This window comes from Arthrobacter sp. PL16 (assembly GCF_035985055.1).
GTDB lineage: Bacteria > Actinomycetota > Actinomycetes > Actinomycetales > Micrococcaceae > Arthrobacter_D > Arthrobacter_D cheniae.
Genome location: NZ_JAXCIC010000006.1, coordinates 152,567 through 173,905, shown reverse-complemented (window position 1 = coordinate 173,905; position 21,339 = coordinate 152,567). Strand labels below are relative to the sequence as shown.

At 67.7% G+C, this 21,339-nt stretch carries 23 protein-coding genes and 1 riboswitch; of the genes, 16 read left to right on the top strand and 7 right to left on the bottom strand.

From position 1 onward, the window contains the following. Positions 1-95: 95 nt before the first annotated feature. The 6 genes from RCH21_RS13305 (at position 96) to RCH21_RS13280 (ending at position 5,900) form a co-directional block, all read left to right on the top strand. Entirely contained in the window at positions 96-653 is a 558-nt protein-coding gene (locus RCH21_RS13305) for a MarR family winged helix-turn-helix transcriptional regulator (protein WP_326964795.1), read from the top strand. Beyond that, entirely contained in the window at positions 650-2,509 is a 1,860-nt protein-coding gene (locus RCH21_RS13300) for an MDR family MFS transporter (protein WP_442784710.1), read from the top strand. The genes RCH21_RS13305 and RCH21_RS13300 overlap by 4 nt, the downstream gene beginning before the upstream one ends. A gap of 101 nt (positions 2,510-2,610) precedes the next feature. After that, a complete protein-coding gene (locus tag RCH21_RS13295; protein ID WP_326964794.1) occupies positions 2,611-3,345 on the top strand; it encodes a glutamine amidotransferase in 735 nt (244 codons plus the stop codon). Between the two features lie 55 nt (positions 3,346-3,400). After that, a complete protein-coding gene (locus RCH21_RS13290; RefSeq protein WP_326964793.1) occupies positions 3,401-4,693 on the top strand; it encodes an NAD(P)/FAD-dependent oxidoreductase in 1,293 nt (430 codons plus the stop codon). Between the two features lie 218 nt (positions 4,694-4,911). Continuing rightward, positions 4,912-5,640: a GAF and ANTAR domain-containing protein gene (locus tag RCH21_RS13285; protein WP_326964792.1), complete on the top strand. Its 729-nt coding sequence runs from the start codon at positions 4,912-4,914 to the stop codon at positions 5,638-5,640. Then, the gene (locus RCH21_RS13280; RefSeq protein ID WP_120149698.1) at positions 5,640-5,900 is read left to right on the top strand and encodes a hypothetical protein; all 261 of its coding nucleotides are present in this window, start codon (positions 5,640-5,642) and stop codon (positions 5,898-5,900) included. Before RCH21_RS13285 ends, RCH21_RS13280 begins: the two co-directional genes overlap by 1 nt. A 79-nt stretch (positions 5,901-5,979) precedes the next feature. On the opposite strand, the gene RCH21_RS13275 is transcribed toward RCH21_RS13280, so the two are convergent. Together RCH21_RS13275 and RCH21_RS13270 are read right to left on the bottom strand one after the other, a co-directional pair. Next, positions 5,980-6,864, bottom strand: a complete 885-nt coding sequence (locus tag RCH21_RS13275) for a GAF domain-containing protein (RefSeq protein ID WP_326964791.1) — start codon at positions 6,862-6,864, stop codon at positions 5,980-5,982. A gap of 300 nt (positions 6,865-7,164) precedes the next feature. Then, complete coding sequence (locus RCH21_RS13270; protein WP_326964790.1) at positions 7,165-7,404, bottom strand: hypothetical protein; 240 nt, start codon at positions 7,402-7,404, stop codon at positions 7,165-7,167. A 319-nt stretch (positions 7,405-7,723) separates the two neighbouring features. Here RCH21_RS13270 and sigK point away from each other — a divergent pair, with 319 nt between their 5' ends. The 4 genes from sigK (at position 7,724) to RCH21_RS13250 (ending at position 11,295) form a co-directional block, all read left to right on the top strand. Then, positions 7,724-8,380, top strand: a complete 657-nt coding sequence (gene sigK, locus RCH21_RS13265; protein WP_326964789.1) for an ECF RNA polymerase sigma factor SigK — start codon at positions 7,724-7,726, stop codon at positions 8,378-8,380. Between the two features lie 112 nt (positions 8,381-8,492). Next, the gene (locus tag RCH21_RS13260; RefSeq protein ID WP_326964788.1) at positions 8,493-9,425 is read left to right on the top strand and encodes a glycerophosphodiester phosphodiesterase; all 933 of its coding nucleotides are present in this window, start codon (positions 8,493-8,495) and stop codon (positions 9,423-9,425) included. A gap of 57 nt (positions 9,426-9,482) precedes the next feature. Then, on the top strand, positions 9,483-10,484 hold the full coding sequence (locus tag RCH21_RS13255) for an acetamidase/formamidase family protein (protein WP_326964787.1): 1,002 nt from the start codon (positions 9,483-9,485) through the stop codon (positions 10,482-10,484). Positions 10,485-10,533: 49 nt separating this feature from the next. Continuing rightward, a complete protein-coding gene (locus RCH21_RS13250; RefSeq protein WP_326964786.1) occupies positions 10,534-11,295 on the top strand; it encodes an SDR family NAD(P)-dependent oxidoreductase in 762 nt (253 codons plus the stop codon). A gap of 27 nt (positions 11,296-11,322) precedes the next feature. Here RCH21_RS13250 and RCH21_RS13245 read toward each other — a convergent pair whose 3' ends face one another. Together RCH21_RS13245 and RCH21_RS13240 are read right to left on the bottom strand one after the other, a co-directional pair. Further along, complete coding sequence (locus RCH21_RS13245; RefSeq protein ID WP_326964785.1) at positions 11,323-11,616, bottom strand: GNAT family N-acetyltransferase; 294 nt, start codon at positions 11,614-11,616, stop codon at positions 11,323-11,325. A gap of 86 nt (positions 11,617-11,702) precedes the next feature. Further along, a complete protein-coding gene (locus RCH21_RS13240; RefSeq protein WP_326964784.1) occupies positions 11,703-12,074 on the bottom strand; it encodes an STAS/SEC14 domain-containing protein in 372 nt (123 codons plus the stop codon). A gap of 127 nt (positions 12,075-12,201) precedes the next feature. On the opposite strand from RCH21_RS13240, the gene RCH21_RS13235 reads away from it, so the two are divergent. The 6 genes from RCH21_RS13235 (at position 12,202) to RCH21_RS13210 (ending at position 18,187) form a co-directional block, all read left to right on the top strand. Then, the gene (locus RCH21_RS13235) at positions 12,202-12,960 is read left to right on the top strand and encodes an SDR family NAD(P)-dependent oxidoreductase (RefSeq protein ID WP_326964783.1); all 759 of its coding nucleotides are present in this window, start codon (positions 12,202-12,204) and stop codon (positions 12,958-12,960) included. Between the two features lie 73 nt (positions 12,961-13,033). Then, positions 13,034-13,147, top strand: a riboswitch (SAM riboswitch). Between the two features lie 34 nt (positions 13,148-13,181). After that, positions 13,182-14,570, top strand: coding sequence for an LLM class flavin-dependent oxidoreductase (locus tag RCH21_RS13230; RefSeq protein ID WP_326964782.1), 1,389 nt, complete (start codon positions 13,182-13,184; stop codon positions 14,568-14,570). 37 nt (positions 14,571-14,607) lie between these two features. Further along, the gene (locus RCH21_RS13225; protein ID WP_326964781.1) at positions 14,608-15,696 is read left to right on the top strand and encodes a methionine ABC transporter ATP-binding protein; all 1,089 of its coding nucleotides are present in this window, start codon (positions 14,608-14,610) and stop codon (positions 15,694-15,696) included. Beyond that, entirely contained in the window at positions 15,693-16,397 is a 705-nt protein-coding gene (locus tag RCH21_RS13220; protein WP_326964780.1) for a methionine ABC transporter permease, read from the top strand. Before RCH21_RS13225 ends, RCH21_RS13220 begins: the two co-directional genes overlap by 4 nt. A 70-nt stretch (positions 16,398-16,467) precedes the next feature. Continuing rightward, positions 16,468-17,397 carry a MetQ/NlpA family ABC transporter substrate-binding protein gene (locus tag RCH21_RS13215; RefSeq protein ID WP_326964779.1) on the top strand — a complete coding sequence of 310 codons (930 nt, stop codon included), beginning with the start codon at positions 16,468-16,470 and terminating at the stop codon, positions 17,395-17,397. 136 nt (positions 17,398-17,533) lie between these two features. After that, positions 17,534-18,187 carry an SDR family oxidoreductase gene (locus RCH21_RS13210; RefSeq protein WP_326964778.1) on the top strand — a complete coding sequence of 218 codons (654 nt, stop codon included), beginning with the start codon at positions 17,534-17,536 and terminating at the stop codon, positions 18,185-18,187. 212 nt (positions 18,188-18,399) lie between these two features. On the opposite strand, the gene RCH21_RS13205 is transcribed toward RCH21_RS13210, so the two are convergent. The 3 genes from RCH21_RS13205 to RCH21_RS13195 form a co-directional block, all read right to left on the bottom strand. After that, entirely contained in the window at positions 18,400-18,945 is a 546-nt protein-coding gene (locus tag RCH21_RS13205) for a heme-degrading domain-containing protein (protein WP_326964777.1), read from the bottom strand. A gap of 175 nt (positions 18,946-19,120) precedes the next feature. After that, positions 19,121-19,840, bottom strand: coding sequence for a mycothiol-dependent nitroreductase Rv2466c family protein (locus tag RCH21_RS13200; protein ID WP_326964776.1), 720 nt, complete (start codon positions 19,838-19,840; stop codon positions 19,121-19,123). 40 nt (positions 19,841-19,880) lie between these two features. Beyond that, positions 19,881-20,846 carry a matrixin family metalloprotease gene (locus RCH21_RS13195; protein WP_326964775.1) on the bottom strand — a complete coding sequence of 322 codons (966 nt, stop codon included), beginning with the start codon at positions 20,844-20,846 and terminating at the stop codon, positions 19,881-19,883. Between the last annotated feature and the right edge of the window lie 493 nt (positions 20,847-21,339).

Below are 21,339 nucleotides of genomic sequence, written 5' to 3'. Positions count from 1 at the left end.
AGAGGGCCTGCAGGGCAGCTTACTTAGTTGACCTAACGAAACGGCGCGAGTACAGTTACTTAGAGCAACGAAGTAAACGAGTTCGGGAGTATGTCATGTCGGTCAACCAGCACACAGCTGCAGAGCTGGTGCACAACATCTTCGATCTGCAGCGTGCCCTGCGGGGCATCACCGCAGCCGGCATGAAGTACTCGGATCTCGGTCCCGCGCACACGGGTGTCCTCTTCTTCATCGGGGAGGGCGAACCGCTGCGAGCGTCCGCACTGGCCGCCAGGCTCGGGATCGGACCGTCGGCCCTGAGCCGCCAACTCGCCGATCTCGAGCACTACGGCTTCGTGGTCCGCTCGCCGGACCCGCTCGACGGCCGCGCCTGCCAGCTCTCGCTCTCCGCGGAGGGGCAGGCATATCTCGCCGAGACCTACGAGCGGCGGGCCGAGACACTGCGGAACATCCTCTCCGAGTGGACCGAGGATGAGGCCGAAGCGGCGTCGTCGTCCGTCCAGCATCTGACCGCAGCCTTCCGCTCCGCCTCGCAGCAGCCAGGGGGAGGGCGTACGGACGCCCTCAGAACCCCACGCACCACCCACAGCACGGGCAACGACGGCCGTCACACTCCGGACCCCTCGTCCAAGATCACCAAGGAAGAACGATGACGGCTACCCATTCCACCCGGGAGAAGGCCGCGGAGGTTGCCCTGCCGCAACCGACCGGCACCTCCCACCAGCCCCGGACCGCCGAACCCATGGGCCACAGGCAGATCCTGCAGGCACTCACGGGCCTGCTCGCCGCCCTGTTCACGGCGATCCTGAGCAGCACCATCGTGGCGAACGCCCTCCCGACGATCATGAGCGACCTCAATGGTTCGCAGACGGATTTCGCCTGGGTCATCACCGCGGCGCTGCTCGCGAACGCCGCAACCACCCCGATCTGGGGAAAGTTCTCCGACCTGTTCGACAAGAAGGTGCTGGTGCAGGTCAGCATCGTCATCTTCGTGGCGGGCTCCGTCCTCGCGGGATTCGCGGAGACCATCCCCCTGCTGCTCACGGCACGCGTCATCCAGGGCGTCGCGATGGGCGGTCTCACCGCTCTGGCACAGGCCATCATCGGGACCATCATCGCTCCGCGTGAGCGCGGCCGGTACTCGGGCTACATGGGCGGCGTCATGGCCGTCGCCACCGCCGGCGGACCGCTCCTCGGCGGGTTCATCGTCGACTCGCCCCTCGGCTGGCGCTGGACGTTCTTCGTCTGCGTGCCGCTCGCGATCATCGCCCTGATCCTGCTCCAGGTCACCCTGAAGCTTCCCGACACGCGTCGCAAGGCGCGGATCGACTGGCTAGGATCCATCCTCGTGACCTCGGGCGTGAGCCTCCTGCTCATCTGGATCTCCTTCGCCGGCAAGGAGGGCTACTACGAGTGGTTCTCCCGCGAGAGCGCCCTCATGGTCGGGGGCAGCGTGATCCTGCTGGCACTCCTCCTGGTCGTCGAGTCGAAGGTCGCCGAGCCCATCATCCCGCTCGCGATCATCTCCGAGCGCACCACGGCGCTGGCCATCATCGCCTCGATCGCCGTCGGCATCGCACTGTTCGCCAGCTCGAGCTACCTCGGCCAGTACTACCAGGTCGCCCGCGGTGCGACGCCGACCGAGGCCGGCCTGCTGACCCTCCCCATGATCGCCGGCAACCTGATCGGATCCATCGGCGCCGGTCAGCTCGTGACGAAGTACGGCAAGTGGAAGAGGTACCTTGTCGCGGGTGCGCTGTTCCTCATCGCGGGTCTCGGGTTCGCCGGAACCATCGATCACCTGACCGAACTGTGGCTGGTCGGCATCTACACCTTCATCTTCGGCCTGGGCCTCGGCCTGATGCTGCAGAACCTCGTCCTCGCGGTGCAGAACACCGTGGCGGTCCGGGACATCGGCTCGGCCAGTGCGTCCGTGGCGTTCTTCCGCTCGCTGGGTGGTGCCGCCGGCGTCGCCGTCCTGGGCGCCATCCTCGGTACGCAGGTGGAGGACAGGACCACCGAGGGACTTGCCGCAGCTGGAATCCCCACCACCGGCGGTGCAGCGGGAGGTTCGCTCGACCTCGTCGACCTTCCTGCTCCGATCGCCGACATCGTGCGCGCCGCCTACGGCGACAGCACGGCCATGATCTTCCTGATCACGGCTGTCATCGCGGTCGTCGGCCTGGTCTGCGTCCTGTTCATGAAGGAGACCCCGCTCCGCCGCACGGTCGATTTCGTCCAGGCCGTACCGGCCGGTCCCGCCGCGTCGATGTCGCCGGCGGCCACGGGCACCACGCCCGCCGTCGTCGGAGCACAGGGACATGCGGACATGCGGCCTGCTGCCGGCGAGCGGGCTCGTGCACACTCCGACGTCGTCGCCGTCCTTCCCTCCCACGGGCGGCACAGCGCAGGTCCGGTCGCCATCCTGAAGTCCGACGTCGATCGGGTGGCGCAGGAGCTGTCGGAGTTGAACGTCGACCTGTTCGAGCACGCGGGCGGCAATCGCTAGGTCCTACCTCCAGTGACCAGGCCATCGGGGCAACCCGGTGGCCTGTTCTCGTGGTCGGTCCGGCTCGCATGCCCGGACGCGCTGCCCAGTAGCATCGGAGGGTGAAACCGTTCCTGCTGCTGGCCACCCGCGCCGAGGACTACGCTGCCGACGCCGAGTACCAGAGCTTCCTGCGCTACTGCGGCCTCGCCGAGGGTGAGCTCCGGCGTATCCGGCTCGAGGCGGAGCCCCTGCCCACGCTGGACCTCGCGGACTATTCGGGAATCCTCCTCGGCGGTAGCCCCTTCAACTCCTCGGATCCGGAGGAGTCGAAGACCGAGGTGCAGGTGCGCGTCGAGCGCGAGCTCGGCCTGCTGCTGGACCGGGTGGTGCCCGAGGATTACCCGTTCCTCGGTGCCTGCTACGGTGTCGGCACCCTCGGGAGGCACCAGGGCGCGGTCATCGACACCACGTACGCCGAGCCGATCAGCGCCGTCGAGGTCACGCTGACCGACGACGGCGCGGCCGACCCGCTGCTGGCCGGGCTGCCGGCTTCGTTCGCCGCCTATGTTGGGCACAAGGAGGCGTGTGCGACGCTACCGGCATCGGCGGTGCTGCTGGCGTCGTCGGCCACGTGCCCCGTACAGATGTTCCGCGTCGGGAAGAACGTGTACGCCACCCAGTTCCACCCCGAGCTCGACGTCGATGCGCTCGTGGGTCGGATCAGCACCTACCGGCATGCCGGGTACTTCCCGCCCGAGCAGGCCGACGAGTACATGGAGCGGGCCCGGGCCACGATGGTGGACCAGCCCGAGGCGATCCTGCGGGCATTCGTCACGAGGTACGCCCGGGGGTGACGCGACGCACCCTGTCGCCCGTCGGTGACGGGCGGTACTGTCGGATGGACAGGCCATGCAGGGCGACACAGAAGAGGTAGCTGTCATCGGATCCAGCACGAAGTCCGCACCCGCAGGCCGAACCGTCCCCGTCATCCCCGGCCCAGGGGAGAAACGCCACCACCAGGTGCTCATCATCGGTGGCGGCAATGCGGGCGTATCGCTCGCCGCGCGCCTGCGCCGGTATCGGCTGAAGGACATCGCGGTGATCGAGCCGCGCAGTCGCCACTTCTATCAACCGCTCTTCTCCCATATCGCCGGCGGGACGGCGGACGCGTTCGAGGCCGTGCGCCTGCAGTCCTCGGTGATGCCGCGGGGGGTCACCTGGATCCAGGACAAGGCCACGGACGTCAGTACCGGTGCCAACACGGTGCTGCTCGAGTCCGGGTCCGCCGTCACCTACGACCACCTGGTGGTCTGCCCCGGCATCCAGAACGACTGGTCCTCCATCCCTGGCCTCAAGGAGGCGATGGAGGGCCCGTTCGGCGCCTCGAACTACGAGTACGAGCTGGCACCGAAGGCCTGGAAGCTCCTCAAGGACCTGACGCACGGCACCGTGGTGTTCACCCAGCCGCCTGGTCCGGCCTCATGTGACGGGGCGGCGCAGAAGCCCATGTACCTTGCGTGCGACCATTGGCGGCGCCAGGGCGTACTGGACGACATCCGGGTGGTCCTGGCCGTCTCGACGCCGACCATCTTCGGCATGGACCTGATCGACGACGAGCTCAACCGAAAGATCGCGGAGTACGGGATCGAGGTGCGCTACAGCACCGAGCTCACGTCCGTCGATCCCGACGCCCGGACCGTCGACCTCACGAACACGATCGCCGGTACGTCGGAGACCCTCGGCTACGACGTCCTCCATGCCGTTCCGCCGCAGTCCGCCCCCAATTGGCTGAAGAGCACGGACCTCCCTGCACCCGGTAACCGCGGCGGATTCGTGGAGGTGGATCCCGTGATCCTGAGGCACACACGCTTCCCCACCATCTGGTCTCTCGGTGATGCCGCCTCCACCCTGAACTCGAAGTCCGGGGCCGCGCTGCGCATGCAGACGAAGGTCCTCGCGAAGAACCTGAAGGCCGTGCTGAAGGGCAAGAAGCCCACGTCGAAATACAACCACTACTCGGCCTGCCCCTTCGTCGTCAGCCGGAACACCGTGGTGTTCTCCGAGTTCGACGACAAGTATGCACCGATGCCGACCGTGCCGGGCTGGAACAACCTGGCCCGCGAGCGGAGACTGACCTTCATCGCTGAGCGCGTGGTGCTTCCCAAGGTTTACTGGAACCTGATCCTGCGTGGTCGAGCCTGAGGAACACGCCCACCGCTGGTCATGACGTTGATGGCCCGAGGGGATGCATGCTGAACCTCTCCGTGGGGGCACGATGTTCCCTTTCGAGCCCTGCGCGGTCCACGTCGGCTGCGGCTACAGTGTGCGTATCGGGGTGACCACTTCACGGTTGTCCTGGGTTGAGCAGACAGCCATCCGTCGCGGGGTGATACCTCCGCAGGAACCAGATGAGGTTCGGCATGAACGCCACACCCCAGGTCGATGAGATCGGTGTGATCATCGGCAGGACGAAGCGGTATCTTCTTTCGGACGGCACTGCCCAGGATGCCGTCGACGCCCTGGCGGACGTCGCACGGGATGTCATCGGCGGAGCCGAGGGTGCCGGCGTCAGCCTCATCCAGGACGGCAATCGGACCAGCGTCGGTGCGACCGACGCGAAAGTCCTTCAAGCAGACACTCTGCAGTACAGCCTGGGCGAAGGGCCCTGCCTCACCGCCTGGGCGCAAGGCCAGCCGGTCATCATCGCCGATACCGCCACCGACACCCGGTGGAAGGACTGGGCAAGCGCTGCGACCGAGGCGGGAGTTCGTTCCTGCCTCAGTGTTCCCCTGATCCGAGGAAGCGACAGTATCGGGGCCATGAAAGTGTATTCGGGCTCGCTCGATGCCTTCGACGTCGATGATCAGCGCCTCCTGACGAAGCTGGCAAAGTCGGCGGCGGCCCTACTGGGGCATGTGCAGGCCAGCGACACCCCGCAACGTATCAGCGATGAGGTCAAGGACTCCCTCGCGTCCCGGGACATCATCGGCATAGCCCGAGGAGTTCTGATGGAACGCCACGACCTGGACCGCGACGAAGCCCTGACACGGATCACGCGGCTCTCGGGTGCAGCACGGGCGCCCATGAGGGAGACCGCAGCCTTCATTGCGCAGCGAAGGAACGGCACCGACACCAGCGAGACGCGCTGATGGACACCTCGGGCCTGGACCGGCAGCGGCAGATGACCTGCCTTGCGATCCGTGCTGCCGATCTCGACGTACAGAGCATCTGGGTCCGCTACTTCGGAGTGACCGGATCCGTCGACGAGTACGAGCTGGACGCCTACCTGAACGGGCTGATCGTCCTGCCCCCGCTTGAATGCGACCTCATCGCGGTCGCCGTGAACGAGCTCATCGACGAGATACCACCCCTGCCGCGTGCTCCCTTCGGGGTGGACGTCGGCGTCTGACCCTAACCCGGGCCCGGTGTTCATCGATGTTGCTTTTCGTAGCGTTCGCTCGGCGCCCTGAGTCCTTCGACCCGGGTCCTCAGACCCACAGTTCGAGTTGCACCTGCGCAGTGAAACGCCTGAGCATGCGCTCGTCGTCCTCCGTGAAGATTCGCGGCCGGTCATCGATGAGGCACAGTGTGCCGATGCGCCATCCGCCCGCAGTGCAGAGGGGATGGCCGGCGTAGAAGCGGATTCTAGGCCCCGCTGCAACCAGCGGATGATCCCGCCAACCGGGGTCTGCGCTCGCATCGGGGATGACCAGGGTGCGGTTCTTCTCGATGGTCCGCGCGCACAGGGCGACCTCCCGTGGCAGGTCCTGACCGATCGGCCCGACGACGGACTTGATGACCTGCCGGTCCCTGGTAATGAGGGCGATCGACGCCGAGCTGACACCGAAGTGCTCGCGGGCCTGCCGGGTGATCCGGTCGAAGCGTTCTTCGGCGCCCGTCTCAAGAAGGCCCGTTTCGTGGAGAGCTTCGCATCGGCGGAACTCGGCCTCATCCAGGTCGGCGTTCTCCTCGTCCCCTCGTGCGGAATCAAAAGAGGTATCAGGTCCGGTCCCTGCGGGCGTGCTGGTGCTATGGTCCCCGACGGGCGGGGCCCTGAAGTCGTACCCGTCAGGAGAAAGGGTGAGGGTACGGAGATAGTCCCGGTACCCGGAGGCGCAGGTTGTGTCCTCATCGCTGTAGTGCGCGCCGTCCGCCGTGGATCCGGTGTGGTCCAGCAGCTCGTTGATGGCGTGGGCTATCAGGTTGCGTTCCACCGTCGGGAGTACCACCAGGCCTGCGAGGTATCCTTCGACGTCGAGTTCGTCTGCTTCCCCGGTAAGGCTGAAGTAGGTCATGAAGACGTCGTCGAAGGCCATGTCGGCTGCCCGCACCGACTGGATCGCGCTCCACTGCTGCACATAGTCGTCCAACATGTTTCGAACCTCCGTCAGTCCCTGTGCGCAACCCCTGCACCAGAACCCGGGGAGTGCCGCTTTCACCCTATTAACCCTAGAGTTCGGCAGGCCTGTGGGGCATGTAACCCACTGTCCGGAACCTGGCGTCGACAAGGAGCCCTGAACCTGCATCAGGCCAACCCCGCACTCCCACCGCATCCGCCGGTTACGCGGCGAAGAGAGTGCGCCTGACGAGGTGGGCGGTTGCATCCACCGTAGGCGGCTGCATCAGGGGCAGGCATCATGGCCCAGCTCCAGGAGAGTGCTCGTCGTGGACGGTCAGAGTTCCGCCATGAGGTGGAGGGCAGGGCGCCGGGTGGAGGGTCGGGCATCGCGACGGTCGAATTCCTCCATGAGTTCGGCACGGCGGAATTCGGTTTCGGGGTCGGCCTCCAACGCACAGGCGTATTCGTGGTCGAGCTGTCGTTGGATGCGGCTGTGGAGGACCTGGATCTCGGTGTCGTCCAGGACAAGGAGGTCGGCGGGAAACTGTTCTGCGGGAGTGAGTCTGCTGTTCATGATGTCTCCTCAGGATGTGGCGCCCGACGTGGCGGTGGCTGCAGGTTATGGGATGAAGATGTGAAGGAGGTGAACAGCGGACCAGGCAGTCTGGGGCAGGACGAGCGCGTCGGGGTCCACGTGTCCGGCTCGGGTGATGTCGACGGCCGGACCGCTTGAGGTGCCGACCCTGACGAGGACTCGGAGTCTGTGGCCCATGAGAAAGAACCGGTCGTGGCTTGCCGGAATGTACTAAGGTTGCTTCGCATCAGGTGGATCGCGGCGCACCGCGTCGTGAACACCTGGTTGAACGCAGTGGTTCCCAGAAGGTCTCAGTCATATGCTCACTGCTCAGCTGCCCATCCTCGCCCCGCCTACACGCGCGTCTTCGACAGGTGCGCGCGCTGCGCCTGACGCAGCGGGACCGCGTGCCGGTGCCGGTGCGCAGGTCTGTGACGTGGGGACCCTGCTGATGCGTGTCGCCGACGGCGACGTGCGGGCGTTCGACGACCTGTATGAACGCACCGCGCACCGCGTGTACGGGCTGGTGCGCAAGGTCCTCGTGGATGTGGAGCTGAGCGCCGAGACCACGCAGGATGTGTTCCTTGCCCTATGGGTCGGTGACGCAGCCCGCTTCGATCCTGTCCAGGGCTCGGGCATGTCGTGGATGATGACTCTCGCGCACCGCCGCGCGGTGGATAAAGTCCGTGCCGAGCAGGCGCACCGTGCCAGGGACCTGCGGTGGGGAATCAAGAATCGTGACGTCGACTACGACCAGGTAGCTGACACCGTTCTTCAACGAGCTGAAACCGATTCCGTCAGGTCCTGTCTGAAGGCACTTACCCCTGTGCAGCGTGAGGCGATCGAGCTCGCCTACTACGCCGGCATGACCTACGTGCAGGTAGCCGACCACTTGGGCGTTCCGGTGCCCACCGCCAAGACCCGCATCCGTGACGGCATCAGGCGCCTCAGCTCCTGCCTGCAGGACTCCGTGTGACACTTCCACAGGTGCCCGCACCCGGGACGACCGCAGGTCTGTCCGACGCTGTCGAACCAGTGGGAGTGCGCTCGGCGCTTCCTGTCACCGCCGTGACCGAAGGGATCCACCCATGCTGTCCCGTACTGCCCGCTCCATCCGCTCCGCGATGGCCGTCGGGTTCTCGCGCCTTGCAGGGCCTGCGCAGGCCAGGCCCATCGGCGCCAGGGGTGGTCGCCGCGCAGCGAAGCGGTCGGTGAACGGACCGGTCCTTGTCGGTCACCGGGGCGCCGGGGGAACAGCGCCCGAGAACACTGTCGCTGCCTTCATCGAGGGTCGCTCATCGGGGGCTGACTTCATTGAGGTCGATGTCCAGCTCAGCGCCGACGGCGTCCCCTTCCTCTTCCACGACGACACACCCGCCCGCACCACCGACGTGGAGAACATCTTTCCCGGACGCGCGTCCGATCCCATCACGACCTTCACCTGGGCCGAGCTCCAGCAGCTCGACGCCGGTTCCTCCTTCGACGAGCGGTTCAAGGGCGAGCGCATCCCGCACCTCGACGACGCCGTTGGTGCCGAGGCCGGCGCAACAGGCGTCTACATCGAGATCAAGACGCCACGGAACTCACCCGGCATCGAGGATGTCGTGGCGGACAGGTTGCTCAACCATCCTGCCTGGCGGGCGCTGGTGTCCGACGGCAAGGTACAGGTGATCGGCTTCGACGCGGCCTCGAACCGCGCGTTCTCCGCATTGGCCCCCGAGGTTCCGCTACAGCAGCTCATCGGAGCGGTGCCGGGTGCCGGGGTGCTGGCGGACCTGGCCACCTACGCCCGCTCGATCGGCACGAACTACCGGCGCCTCACCGCCCGGGATGTCGCGAGGGTGCATGGGGCAGGGCTTGCCGTGAGCGTCTACACGGTGAACTCGCCCGAGGACGTGCAGGCCGTCGTGGATCTCGGTGTCGATGCAGTCACCACCGACTTCCCGGTCCAGAACCGACGCTACCTGGGCAGGCCACCCGTTCCGCCGGGCGACGATGCGCGGCCCGGGCCGGGTGGGTAGCAGAAGCGGCCTGCTACGACCCTTGTCGCGACCGGAGCCTACCCGTAGCATCCGGTCATGGAGATCATCGAGTACCATCCGCGCCGGGACCAGCTGGTGTACACCTTCGGCGGTAGTGCCCCGGTTCTGACGGTCCAGCCCGGCACTGCGCTCAGGCTCTGGTCCGAGGATGCTTTCAACAACGCCCTCACCTCGGTGGACGACGTGTCGGGGGAGAAGGTGGACCTGAATTTCGTCAACCCGCAGACCGGTCCCTTCTATGTCGAGGGCGCGGAACCAGGGGATACGCTGGCGCTCCACATCGTAGACCTCACGCCGGCCCGGTCCTACGGCGCCTCGGCTACCATCCCGTTCTTTGGCGGCCTCACGAGCACCGACCGAACGGCCACCCTGCAGGAACCGTTGGCCGACATCACGTGGATCTACCACGTGGACACGGAGCGGCGGACGGTCGGCTTCCAGTCACGTCTGGGTGATTTCGAGGTCGCGCTGCCGCTCGAACCGATGCTCGGGACCGTCGGTGTCGCGCCCCCCGGCGGCGAGGTGCGCTCGAGCCTGGTGCCCGAGCGGTTCGGCGGCAACATGGACGCCCCGGACGTGAAGGCCGGCACCACGGTCTACCTCGGCGTGAACGTCGAGGGGGCCCTGTTCTCCATCGGGGACGGGCACTACCGCCAGGGCGAGGGCGAGGCCTGCGGCACCGCCGTCGAGGGCGCCATGCACTCGACGATCATCGTGGAACTCGTCAAGGGTGGTGCTCCCGCTTGGCCACGCTTCGAGACGGACTACCACTGGGGCGCCGTCGGGTCATCGCGACCGATGGAGGATTCATGGCGCATCGGGCAGGTGGAGATGGTGCGGTGGTTCGGCGACCTCTTCGGGCTGCACCAGCTGGACGCCTACCAGCTCCTGACCCAGACGGCGCTCGCGCCGATCGCCAACGCCGTGGACGTCAACTACAGCGTGGTGGTGAAGGCCCCGAAGGCACTCTTCCCAGCCGCTGATGCCTACGGCGGGCTCCATGCGCACCTGCGACGGCAGGGCGCCGGGCTGCGCTGACCGGCGTCCCTGTTCCAGCGAAACACCGCAACCCGACTGAAGGACAACCATGGATCTGCATCTGACCGGCACCACCGCCCTCGTCACCGGCGGGACCAAGGGCATCGGCCGCGCGATCGTGCAATCCTTCGCGCAGGAGGGCGTGAACGTTGCGTTCTGTGCCCGCGACGCCGGGGAGGTGGCGGCGACGGAGGAGGCCCTTGCGTCGTTGGCGGGTCGTGTCAGCGGTTACGTGCTCGACGTCGGCGACAGCCTGGCGGTGCCGGCCTGGGTCGACACCGTGGCGGCGGACTTCGGTGGCATCGATGCTGTGGTGAGCAATGTCAGCGCACTGGCGATCGAGGACACCGAGGCGAACTGGGAGGAGAGCCTGCGGGTGGACCTCCTCGGTACGGTGCGTCTCGTGAAGGCTTCGCTGCCCTATCTCGGGAAGAGCTCGACGCCGTCGATCACCGCCATCTCGAGCGTTTCCGGCCGCGAGGTGGACTTCGCCTCCGGCCCCTACGGGACAGTGAAATCCGCCCTGATCGCCTACATGGCCGGCCTCGCCTTCCAGCTCGCCGCACAGGGCATCCGCGCCAACACCGTCTCGCCCGGCAACACGTACCACGAGGGCGGAGTGTGGCAGGGCATCGAGGCCGGCAACCCCGAGTTCTTCGCGACCGCGATGGGCCTGAACCCGACGGGCCGCATGGGCACGCCGCAGGAGGTGGCGGACGCCGTCGTCTTCCTGGCGAGCCCGCGCTCCAGCCGAACCACCGGCGCCAATCTGCTGATCGACGGCGGGCTCAGCCGCGGCATCCAGTTCTAGCTACCGCGAGCGGCTAGTCGGGTGGGCCTAAGCGATTAGGTCCCGGTACTCGGGGTGGTCCTCGATGAACGCCACCACGAATTCGCACTCCGGCACGACGGTGAGGCGCCGGAGACGGGAGTCGTCGAGGGCGTGCCGGATGAGCGTGCTTCCGACGCCCTGGCCCTCGAGTTCCTCGTCGACGACGGTGTGCGTGAAGACGATCGTGTCGCCGGACCGCTCGTATGCGGCGAAGCCGACGGGATCGCCGTCGAGCGTGGCGACGTAACGGCTCTTCGCCTCGTCGGTGCTGACCTCGACTCCGGGATGATCGGTGCTCATGCAGTCACTCTGGCATTCGCCGCACAGGGCGGTCAACGACGCCGGCGGGGTTGCGCAGGTGTTGCCCTGGTCGAACCAGGAGCAGGTCAGTCGAGCCCGGGTGCCTGCACCGGGGCTGCGCTGCTGTCCATGAGCCACGCCACGGCGTCGGGCTCCGAGGTGAAGTAGCGCGTGGTCGTGGGGGAGCGGTGCGAGAAGCCGGACATCACCTCGTCGATGACGTCCTCGCCGACCAGCGCGACCCGCGAGAAGCCGCGGTAGCCCATCATCCCTATGCGCGCCTCGGGTGTCACGCCGCTGATTCCGTGCATGTGGACAAGGAGCGGCAGGGCTGTTGGACCGTGGAATTCCGCGAGCGCCCGGGCTGCAGCCACAGCGCGTGAGTGGGTGATCTCGACCCCACGCCGCCAGCGCAGAATCAGCATCCCGCTGTCGATACGGGCGTCGAACGGGTCCATCGGGCTCCTTCGGCGGAGTTTTCGGGCATGGCCTTTCAGCGTAGCAAGGCTCACAGCGGGTTCGGGCCGGGTGTCCATGGCTGCACGCCTCGGGCGTCCGGCCCGTGCACGTTGTAGCGTCTGATCCATGACATCGAACATCCTGGTGACCGGGGCGAGTCGAGGCATCGGCGCGTCGATCGCCCACGAAGTGGCCTCCCGTGGACATCGGGTCGCGGTGCACGCGGGGCGGGACGTGGCGGCAGCGGAGGCTGTCCGGAGCGGATTGCCCGGCTCGGGCCACGTGGTCGTGGTGGGCGATGCAGGTGATCCCGACGCGTGCCGGCAGATTGTCGACGACGCCGTCGCAGGCCTCGGCGGCGTCGACGTCCTCGTCAACAACGCAGGGATCTTCGAGGCTCATCCCATCGACACCACCTCCTTCGGCGACTGGCAGCAGGCCTGGCGCCGGACCATCGACGTCAACCTGCTGGGCCCTGCAAACCTGTCCTGGCTGGTGGCGCGCCACCTCCTCGAGCGTCCCTCGGGTCCGTCGGGTGGACGCCTGATCAGCGTCGGATCGCGCGGTGCCTACCGAGGCGAGCCGATAACGCCGGCGTACGGTGCGAGCAAAGCCGGCCTCCACGCGATGACGCAGTCGCTCGCCGTCGCCCTCGCGCCCCACGGCATCCTCACGGCCGCGGTGGCTCCGGGTTTCGTGGAGACCGACATGGGCAGGAGCGTGCTCGACGGCCCGGGCGGGGATGCGGTGCGGGCGCAGAGCCCCTTCGGGCGGGTGGCGACGCCCGGGGACGTAGCCGAATCCGTGGCCTGGCTGGCCACCGAGGCGCCGCTCTGGGTAAGCGGCACCGTGATCGACGTCAACGGGGCGTCCTACCTCCGGTAGCCGGTCATTCATGACGCCGCGTGACGATCGGCTCTGGACGCCGCTGTCACCGCCGACCTAGGCTCGTCACCAGAATCAAGAGTTCCAACGCAAAACCCTGGTTTGTTGGACGGCAACCCTCTCGCTGTAGCGGGGTGCCCCAGGTGAGGATTCGGTCCGGCATGCACCGTGCGGACAAGTATGGCGCTTCCCTACGGCAGTGCCCTGACATGAGGATCCCCATGCCCGCTGCACCCCGCCACATCCGCTTCAACGCGTTCGACATGAACTGCGTAGGCCACCAGTCGCCCGGCCTCTGGCGCCACCCGGAGGACCAGTCCTGGCGTTACAAGGACCTGCGCTACTGGGCCGACCTCGCCCGGACGCTCGAGAAGGGCCTGTTCGACGGCATCTTCATCGCCGACGTCCTCGGCACCTACGACGTCTACGGCGGATCCAACGAGGCGACCCTGCGGCAGGGCACCCAGACGCCGGTCAACGATCCCTTCCTGCTGGTCTCCGCGATGGCCCTGGTCACCGAGCACCTCGGCTTCGGCGTCACCGCCGGCACCGCCTACGAACACCCCTACCCCTTTGCCCGCCGCCTCTCCACGCTCGACCACCTGACCAACGGCAGGGTCGGCTGGAACGTCGTCACCGGGTACCTCCCCTCCGCAGCGCGGAACATGGGTAACGAGGACCAGCTGGAACACGACGAGCGCTACAACCACGCGGACGAGTACCTCGAGGTGCTCTACAAGCTGCTCGAGGGTTCCTGGGAGGACGACGCCGTCGTCCGCGACCGCGAGACCGGAATCTTCACCGACCCCGCCAAGGTGCACGACATCAACCACCAGGGCACCTTCTTCACCGTTCCCGGCATCCACCTCAGCGAACCCTCACCCCAGCGGACGCCCGTCATCTACCAGGCGGGAGCCTCGCCGCGGGGCATCGCCTTCGCCGCGGGCAACGCCGAAGCGGTCTTCGTCGGCGCGCCCACCAAGCCCATCCTGAAGGACGCCGTCACGAAGATCCGCGACGCCGTCGAGGCCGAGGGCCGCGACCGGTACTCCGTCCGCATCTACACGATGCTGACCGTCATCACCGACGAGACCGAGGAGAAGGCGCAGGCAAAGCACGCCGACTACCAGCAGTACGTCAGCTACGAGGGCGCCCTCGTGCTGCTCTCCGGGTGGCTCGGCATCGACCTGAGCGCCTACGACCCCGACGAGCCCATCGGCAACGTGAAGTCCAACGCCATCCAGTCGGCCGTCGCCAACTTCCAGAAGGTCAACGACGACGGCGCCCCCTGGACCGTGCGTGACATCGCGGAGTGGGCGGGCATCGGCGGCCTGGGGCCGCGGATCGTGGGCTCCGGCGCGCAGGTGGCCGACGAGCTGCAGTCCTGGGTCGAGGAAACCGACGTGGACGGGTTCAACCTGGCGTACGCCATCACACCCGGCTCCTTCGAGGATGTCATCACCCACGTCATCCCGGAGCTGCAGAAGCGCGGAGCCTATCCCACGGAGTACGCCGAGGGGACGCTGCGCCAGAAGCTCTTCGGCAAGGGCGACCGCCTGCCCGAGGAGCACCGCGGCGCGCGCTACCGCCTCCAGACCGTCCGCCCCTGACGCGCCCCTGTCACCCCTGATACGTGCAAGGAACCCCATGATCACCCTGAGACAACTCACCAAGACGTACGGCCGCGGAGACACCGCCGTCACCGTGCTCGACCGCCTCGACTTCGAGGTACCGACGGGCCGCATTGCCGCGGTCGTCGGCCCGAGCGGCGCGGGCAAGAGCACCCTCGCCCAGTGCATCAACCTGCTCGAACGGCCCACGTCCGGGTCCGTCGTCGTGAACGGCGAGGAGCTCTCGGGCCTGCCGGAGAAACGGCTCCGCGAGGCGCGGCGGCGCATCGGCACCGTCTTCCAGTCCTCGAGCCTCCTGAGCCGCCGGACCGCCGCCGAGAACATCGCATTGCCCCTCGAATACCTGGGGGTCACGCCGAACGAAGCCAGGGCGCGGGTGGCCGAACTGCTGGACCGCGTGGGCCTGGCGGACAAGGCAGGGCATTATCCGTTCCAGCTCTCCGGCGGGCAGGCGCAGCGCGTCGGCATAGCACGGGCGCTGGCACTGCGGCCCTCCATCCTGCTGGCGGACGAGGCGACGTCCGGACTCGATCCGGACACCACACGGTCCGTCGTCGGCCTCATCCGGCAGTTGCGGGACGACCTCGACCTCACCGTCGTCTTCATCACCCACGAGATGGACACCGTCCGGCAGGTCGCCGACACCGTGGCCCGCCTCGACCACGGCCGGATCGTGGAGCAGGGCACCCTCGTGGAGCTCCTGACCTCGCACGAGTCCCAGCTGGGGCGCTCGCTGCAGCCCCGCCGCGGTCATGCCGGCCCCGAAGCCGGGACGCGCACCTGGTTCGTCACCTATGACTCCACCGTGGTGCCGGGCGACTGGATCCAGCGTGTCACGGCGGACCTCGGCACGGCCGTGCACCTGCTCGGCGCCTCCGTCGAGACGGTGCACGGCGTCAACACCGGCAGCGCGACCCTCGGCATCGGGACGGACGACGACGCTCGCGTCGCAGCTGCACTGGCCCGTTGCGGACTGAGCGGAACGCCCGACGACGGCCCGCCCCTCGGTCCGCGCGCGTCCCTCGGATCGGCCGACGCCGTGTCCGGCGGCTTCCTGGCCGGCGCGGGCCGCGTCCTCACCGGGACACTAGAGGACGTGGCATGAGCGCCGTCATCCTGCCCCGGGCCGACGTACCCCTCGCCGACCTTCCCGCCCTGCTGCTGCCCGCCTACGGCGAGACCGTCACCATGGTCGGGATCGTCATGGTCGTGGTCCTCGTGGTGGGCACGCCGCTCGGAGTCCTCCTCCACAACGTCGCCCCAGGGGGCCTCTACGAACGCCCGGCCCTGCACGCGGTGCTGAGCTGGATCATCAGCATCGGCCGCTCCCTGCCGTTCCTCATCCTCATGGCGGCCATCGTCCCGTTCACCCGGTTCATCACCGGCACGAACATCGGCATCGCAGCGGCCGTCGTGCCGATGTCCCTCGCGGGCATCGCGTTCTTCACGAGGATCGTCGAGAACGCGCTGCGATCCGTGCCTCCCTCCATCGTGCAGGTGGCACGGGCGGCAGGCGGGTCGAACCTCCAGATCATGCGGTCCGCGCAGTTCAGCGAGGCCATCCCGGCGGTGATCGGCGGCCTCACCATCCAGGTGATCGCGATGATCGAGTACTCGGCCATCGCGGGCACCATCGGCGCCGGCGGTATCGGCTACGTCGCCGTCACCTACGGGTACCAGCGCTTCGACAACACCGTCATGCTCGCGACCATCGTGATCCTCGTGGTCACCGTGGCGGTCGTGCAGATCGCCGGCGACCGCCTGGTCCGTTTCATGACGCCGCAGAAACGCCTGCAGCACGCCTGACCCTCTCTTCACCCACCCTTCCATTCCGTCCCGTCAGCGCTACCTCCAGCGCGCCCAGAAAGGCTTCACCATGTCCGAGAACAGCACACCTGCCACCACTCCTACACCCGGGACCCCCGCGTCCGACCACGGGTTCACCCTCCGGAAGCGGAGCAAGGCACCCTGGATCGCGGGAGGCGCCGTCGTCGTACTCGCTGCCGGTGCCTTCATCGCCGTACCGCTCCTCAACCCCGCCGAGTCCGCCGCCGAGACGGATGGGGCCACCCTCCTCGTCGCCACCGCCGAGGGGAACCACGCAGAGCAGGCGCTCATCGAATTCATCGACCGCGAGGTCGCCCCGAAGCACGGGATCGACATCGAGTTCAAGGGACTCAGTGACAGCAACACCATCAACCGCGCCGTCAGCGAGGGCGAGGTGGCCGCGACCGTCTACCAGCACGAACTCTGGCTCGGGCAGGTGCTCGAGGCCAACCCGGACTTCCGCGAGACCGCTGTGACGCCCGTCTTCCGCTGGGGCTTCGGCATCTGGTCCGACAAGTACACCAGCGTGGACCAGATCCCCGACGGCGGGACCGTCTCGCTCTACTCGGACCCCGCCAACGAGGCGCAGGGCCTCTGGCTCCTGGAACGCGCCGGGTTGATCACCCTCAAGGAGGGCATCAACAAGTGGGAGGCGACGCAGGATGACATCGCGACGAATCCGAAGAACCTGACCTTCACGCTCCTGGATTTCGGCGCCCAGTCCCGTGCCCTGCCGGACCTCGACGCCGCCGTCGGCTACACCGAGTACTACGTCGCCGCCAAGGTGCCGCTCGAGAAGCAGATCTTCGCCCCGGCCGCACCGGACGAGTTCGCCTCCCAGCTGACTGTCGGCACCGATTACCTCGACACCGACAACATCAGGAAGCTCACGGAGGCGTTCGCGGACCCGGCCGTCCAGGAGTTCCTGGAGACGGACCCCCTGGTCAAGGACCTGCTGCTGCCCATCGAGGCGCCCTGAGTCCTTCCCGAGTCTTTCCCGAGTAGGGCGGGAATAGGGATGCGCTACCGGCAGAACACCCGACCATCGGTGGCCAGTGCGTGGGGCGGGGACTAGCGTCGGAAGTACGTCATCCGATATCTGTCAGGAGTTCCCCATGTCACGCGTAGCCATCATCGGTGGGCACGGAAAAGTAGCGCTGCACCTCACGAAGATCCTCACGAGCCAGGGCCATCAGGTCAGCTCGATCTTCCGTAACCAGGACCACGCCGCCGACGTCGAGCAGGCGGGCGCCACCCCGGTCGTAGCCGACGTCGCGGACCTGTCCGTCGACCGGATGGCCGACGTGTTCCGCGGTCACGACGCCGTGGTGTGGTCTGCCGGTGCGGGCGGCAGCAGCCCCGAGGCGACCTACGCCGTCGATCGCGATGCCGCAATCCGGTCCATAGACGCAGCCGAACAGGCGTCGGTGGGCCGGTACCTCATGGTGTCCTACCTCGGCGCCGGCAAGGACCACGGGGTACCCGAGGAGAACGGCTTCTTCCACTACGCCGAGGCCAAGACTGCGGCGGACGAGCACCTGCGGAACTCGCAGCTCGCCTGGACCATCCTGGGTCCCGGCGCCCTGACCACGGACCCCGGTACGGGGAAGATCGAGGTCTCGGACAAGCCGCAGCAGGATTCCGTGTCCCGTGAGGACGTGGCCCACGTGGCCGCCGTCGTCCTTGGAAATCTCGGCACCGTGGACAGGACCATCCGGTTCAACAGCGGTGAGACCCCGATCGCGGAGGCCGTCGAAGCCTCCCTGTAGGTCCGTTCGGCAGTGCAGGAGGCGGCGTCCCCACCGGGGCGCCGCCTCTTTCGCATCCTCGAACGACGCCACTGCTCCGGGAGCCGGCCGACGCGGCTCCGCCCCCGGGCCCTCGCACAACTTCCGCACCCCAGGGACATCGCCTATGCGGCGGCGCCCCGGGCCTGCCTCGGCGCCGTCCCCACGGACCTGTCGCGGCGCCGCCGTCAGTCCTACAGGCCTTCCGCGGCGTGGAACGTGCGGAGCGCCTCGACGACAAGCCGGTGGTCCTCGAGCTGCGGCAGTCCGGACACCGTGACGGTGGCAACCGGTCCTACCCCCCTGATGTAGAGCGGGAAGGAGCCGCCGTGCGCCGCGTGCGTCGACGGGTCGGCCATGGGGTTGTCCTCGTAGCGTCCGCCGTTGCGCCGGGCCTGAAGGCCGATGAGGAGCGACGGCGACAGGTAGCGGGCTGCGACGCGGGACTTCGCCTCGAGCCAGAAGTCATTGTCGGGGGTGGCGCCGTCGAGCGCGGCCCGGAAGAGGATGTGGTTCGGCTTGCTGATGCCGATCGCGATGGGAAGGTTGCGCCCCACCCCCAGCTGTACGAGGAGCTGCCCGAGGGCCACGGCGTCGTCGTTGGTGAAGCGGGTGAACTGGAGATCGGCAACTTCGCCCTCGATCTTCGCGATCATTGCCTCGAGTGCTTCGGCAGGCTGGTCGTTGCCCCCGTCGGGATCGAACGGACGGAGGACTGTCGAGGCGGCATCATTGCTCATTGCATCAATTTACGGGGTCGAGGAGGTTCGGTGGGATCGGGTTTCCGTATGAATTGACGCAACCTTGACAGGCAGCCTCGGGGCACCATGCGCATGGCCGCGTAAGGGCATCCCTCGATGCTGACATGAGGACCCTGCCACGCCGAAGACGGTTGTCGCATTCCTTCCCCACTGCCTATTTCTTGGTGCGTCGGCTACCGCCGTGCCAGTCCTCCTGACGTCCGGCTTCTCCGACGTCGACCCCGAAGCTGCGCAGCTGCGGGCGTTCCCGCAGGCTGCGCTTGAGTTCGGCGAACCCGGGAAAGCGGGCAAGTCCCACCACGTGGTCCCACAGCTCGCCGGCATCTTCGGCCTCGGGCAGGCGGCTGATCACGGGGCCGAAGAACGCCACACCCTCCGGCGGATCGAAGTGGATGATCGGCGTACCGACGTCCTTGCCCGTCAGGGACAGCGCCTCGTCGGTCTCCGCCTGTATGACGGTGTCGAGCGAGGCATCCTCCAGGGCCCCGGCCAACTCTGCGGGCAGCCCGATCTCCGTGAGGATCGGTGCGAGGAACTCCACCGTGCCGCGGTGGCCTCCGTCGGAGTCGTCCTCGCGCAGGTCGAAGATGTGCGTGCCGAGCTGCTCATAGAGGCGGGCGACGGTGTCGGGCCCGTGCTCGTTCCGGGTGCGCGCGGCGACGCGAAGCAGGCGCAGGCCCGCGGTGTGGCCCGCTTCGTACCCGACGGGGAAGTGCGCTTTGTAGTCGATGTGGCTGTTGAGCAGGCGCAGTGAGATGAAGCGCCATTCCACGGTGTAGTCGCGCTGCCCGGCGACCATGCGCACCCACCGGCTGGTCATCCAGGCGAAGGGGCAGACGGGGTCGAAGTAGAACCTGATGTCGGAGGAGGCCATAGCCTCACGCTAGGGACGCATCCCGCCACAGGTCAAGAACTCAGAGCTCGGGTACGCAGGGACCGGTACCGAGCAGGGCGAGCCCGGCGCGGTCACCCTCCCCGAACGAGACCGCGCTCCCGGCCGGGTACATGAGCTGGTCGGGGTCCTCGACGTGGTCGAGCCCGACGACGTGCGCCAGTTCGTGCATGATGATCGCCTTCAGATATGCCTGACCATCCGGGTACAGCAGGGTGTTGACGGCGTCAGGCGCGTCGAGTTGCACCTGCCCGCCCGTGAGCACGAGGGGCTGTCCCGGCGTCCGGGCGTAGCTGCTGCCTCCGAGCCCGGCGACGTCACCCGCCAGACCGGGAATTTCGGAGGGAGTGGTCCACGTGATGAGCACCGGGGCCCACCTCTTTCCGTACAACTCCGGCTGGTACAGGTCGCGATCCTCGCTGGGCGCCTCCGTCGTTGTGCCGTCGTCGACGAACTGGAGCCCGGTCGCCGCCGAGACTTCGGCGACAGCCGCCTGGACGAGTCCCTCGGATCCAGCGGGCGCGTACTCCGGGCGAACCACGTAGTGCACCGGCCGGCAGGGATCGTACGCCACGAATTCCTGCGACTCGACAGGTGGCTCCATCAACAGGAAGGAGGCCGACGCGGGAGCGGGTGGGGGCGTACCGAGCGGGACGTCGCCGGCCTCGACGCCGCGTGGCGGTACGTCGGCTCCGGGCAGGTACGGCAGCGCAACGGGTAGCACGTAGCGGTCGAACAGCGTCGGCGTCAGGTAGAGGAAGGCGACGAGCGCGAGCACCGCGGCGGTCCCGAGCCGCAGCCGAAACCGGGCGCCGGGCCGTCTCCTCCTCTTGTGCCCGCGCGTGACACGCGAAGGCGGGGGAGCGGACGACTGGCGGAGGGCGTCATCCACCGACCACTGTGGGACCCTGCCCGACGAGGACCGGCGGACGGCATTCGTCCGCGCATCCCGGTCCTCGTGGTACCACTCGCGATCCATCGAACCCATTGCCCAATACTTCCCATGTCGATTAGTCGGGCCTATCCTCCCGCACGTCCTGTGGACATGGGCCCTGTCCGGTAAGTATGTGGGCACAGCGGGCGACAACCGACACATGCCTCGGACACATGCCTCCGACACATGCCCCGGATCCCGCCGTCGTTCCCGGTTCTTGCGGGCTCGGGGCTCGAGGCCCAGCGCGTCCCGCCGCGACACGCACTTCGGACCCTAAAACGAGGGAACGACGGCGCCCCGACCCGCAGGCAAGCAGCCTGCGGCCCCGAAACCAGGGAGCGACGGCGCCCCGACCCGTAGGCATCGCAGCCGGGCGAGGCAGTTGTCGGGGCCGGGCATCGGGCAGGACCCGAGGAGCCGGGCAGGACCCGAGGGGTCGCAGGGGCCGGGGCCGGGCAGGACCCGAGGGATCGCAGGGGCCGGGGCCGGGCAGGAACCGAGGGGTCGTAGGGGCCGGTGATCCGGCAGGACCCGGGGGTCGCAGGGT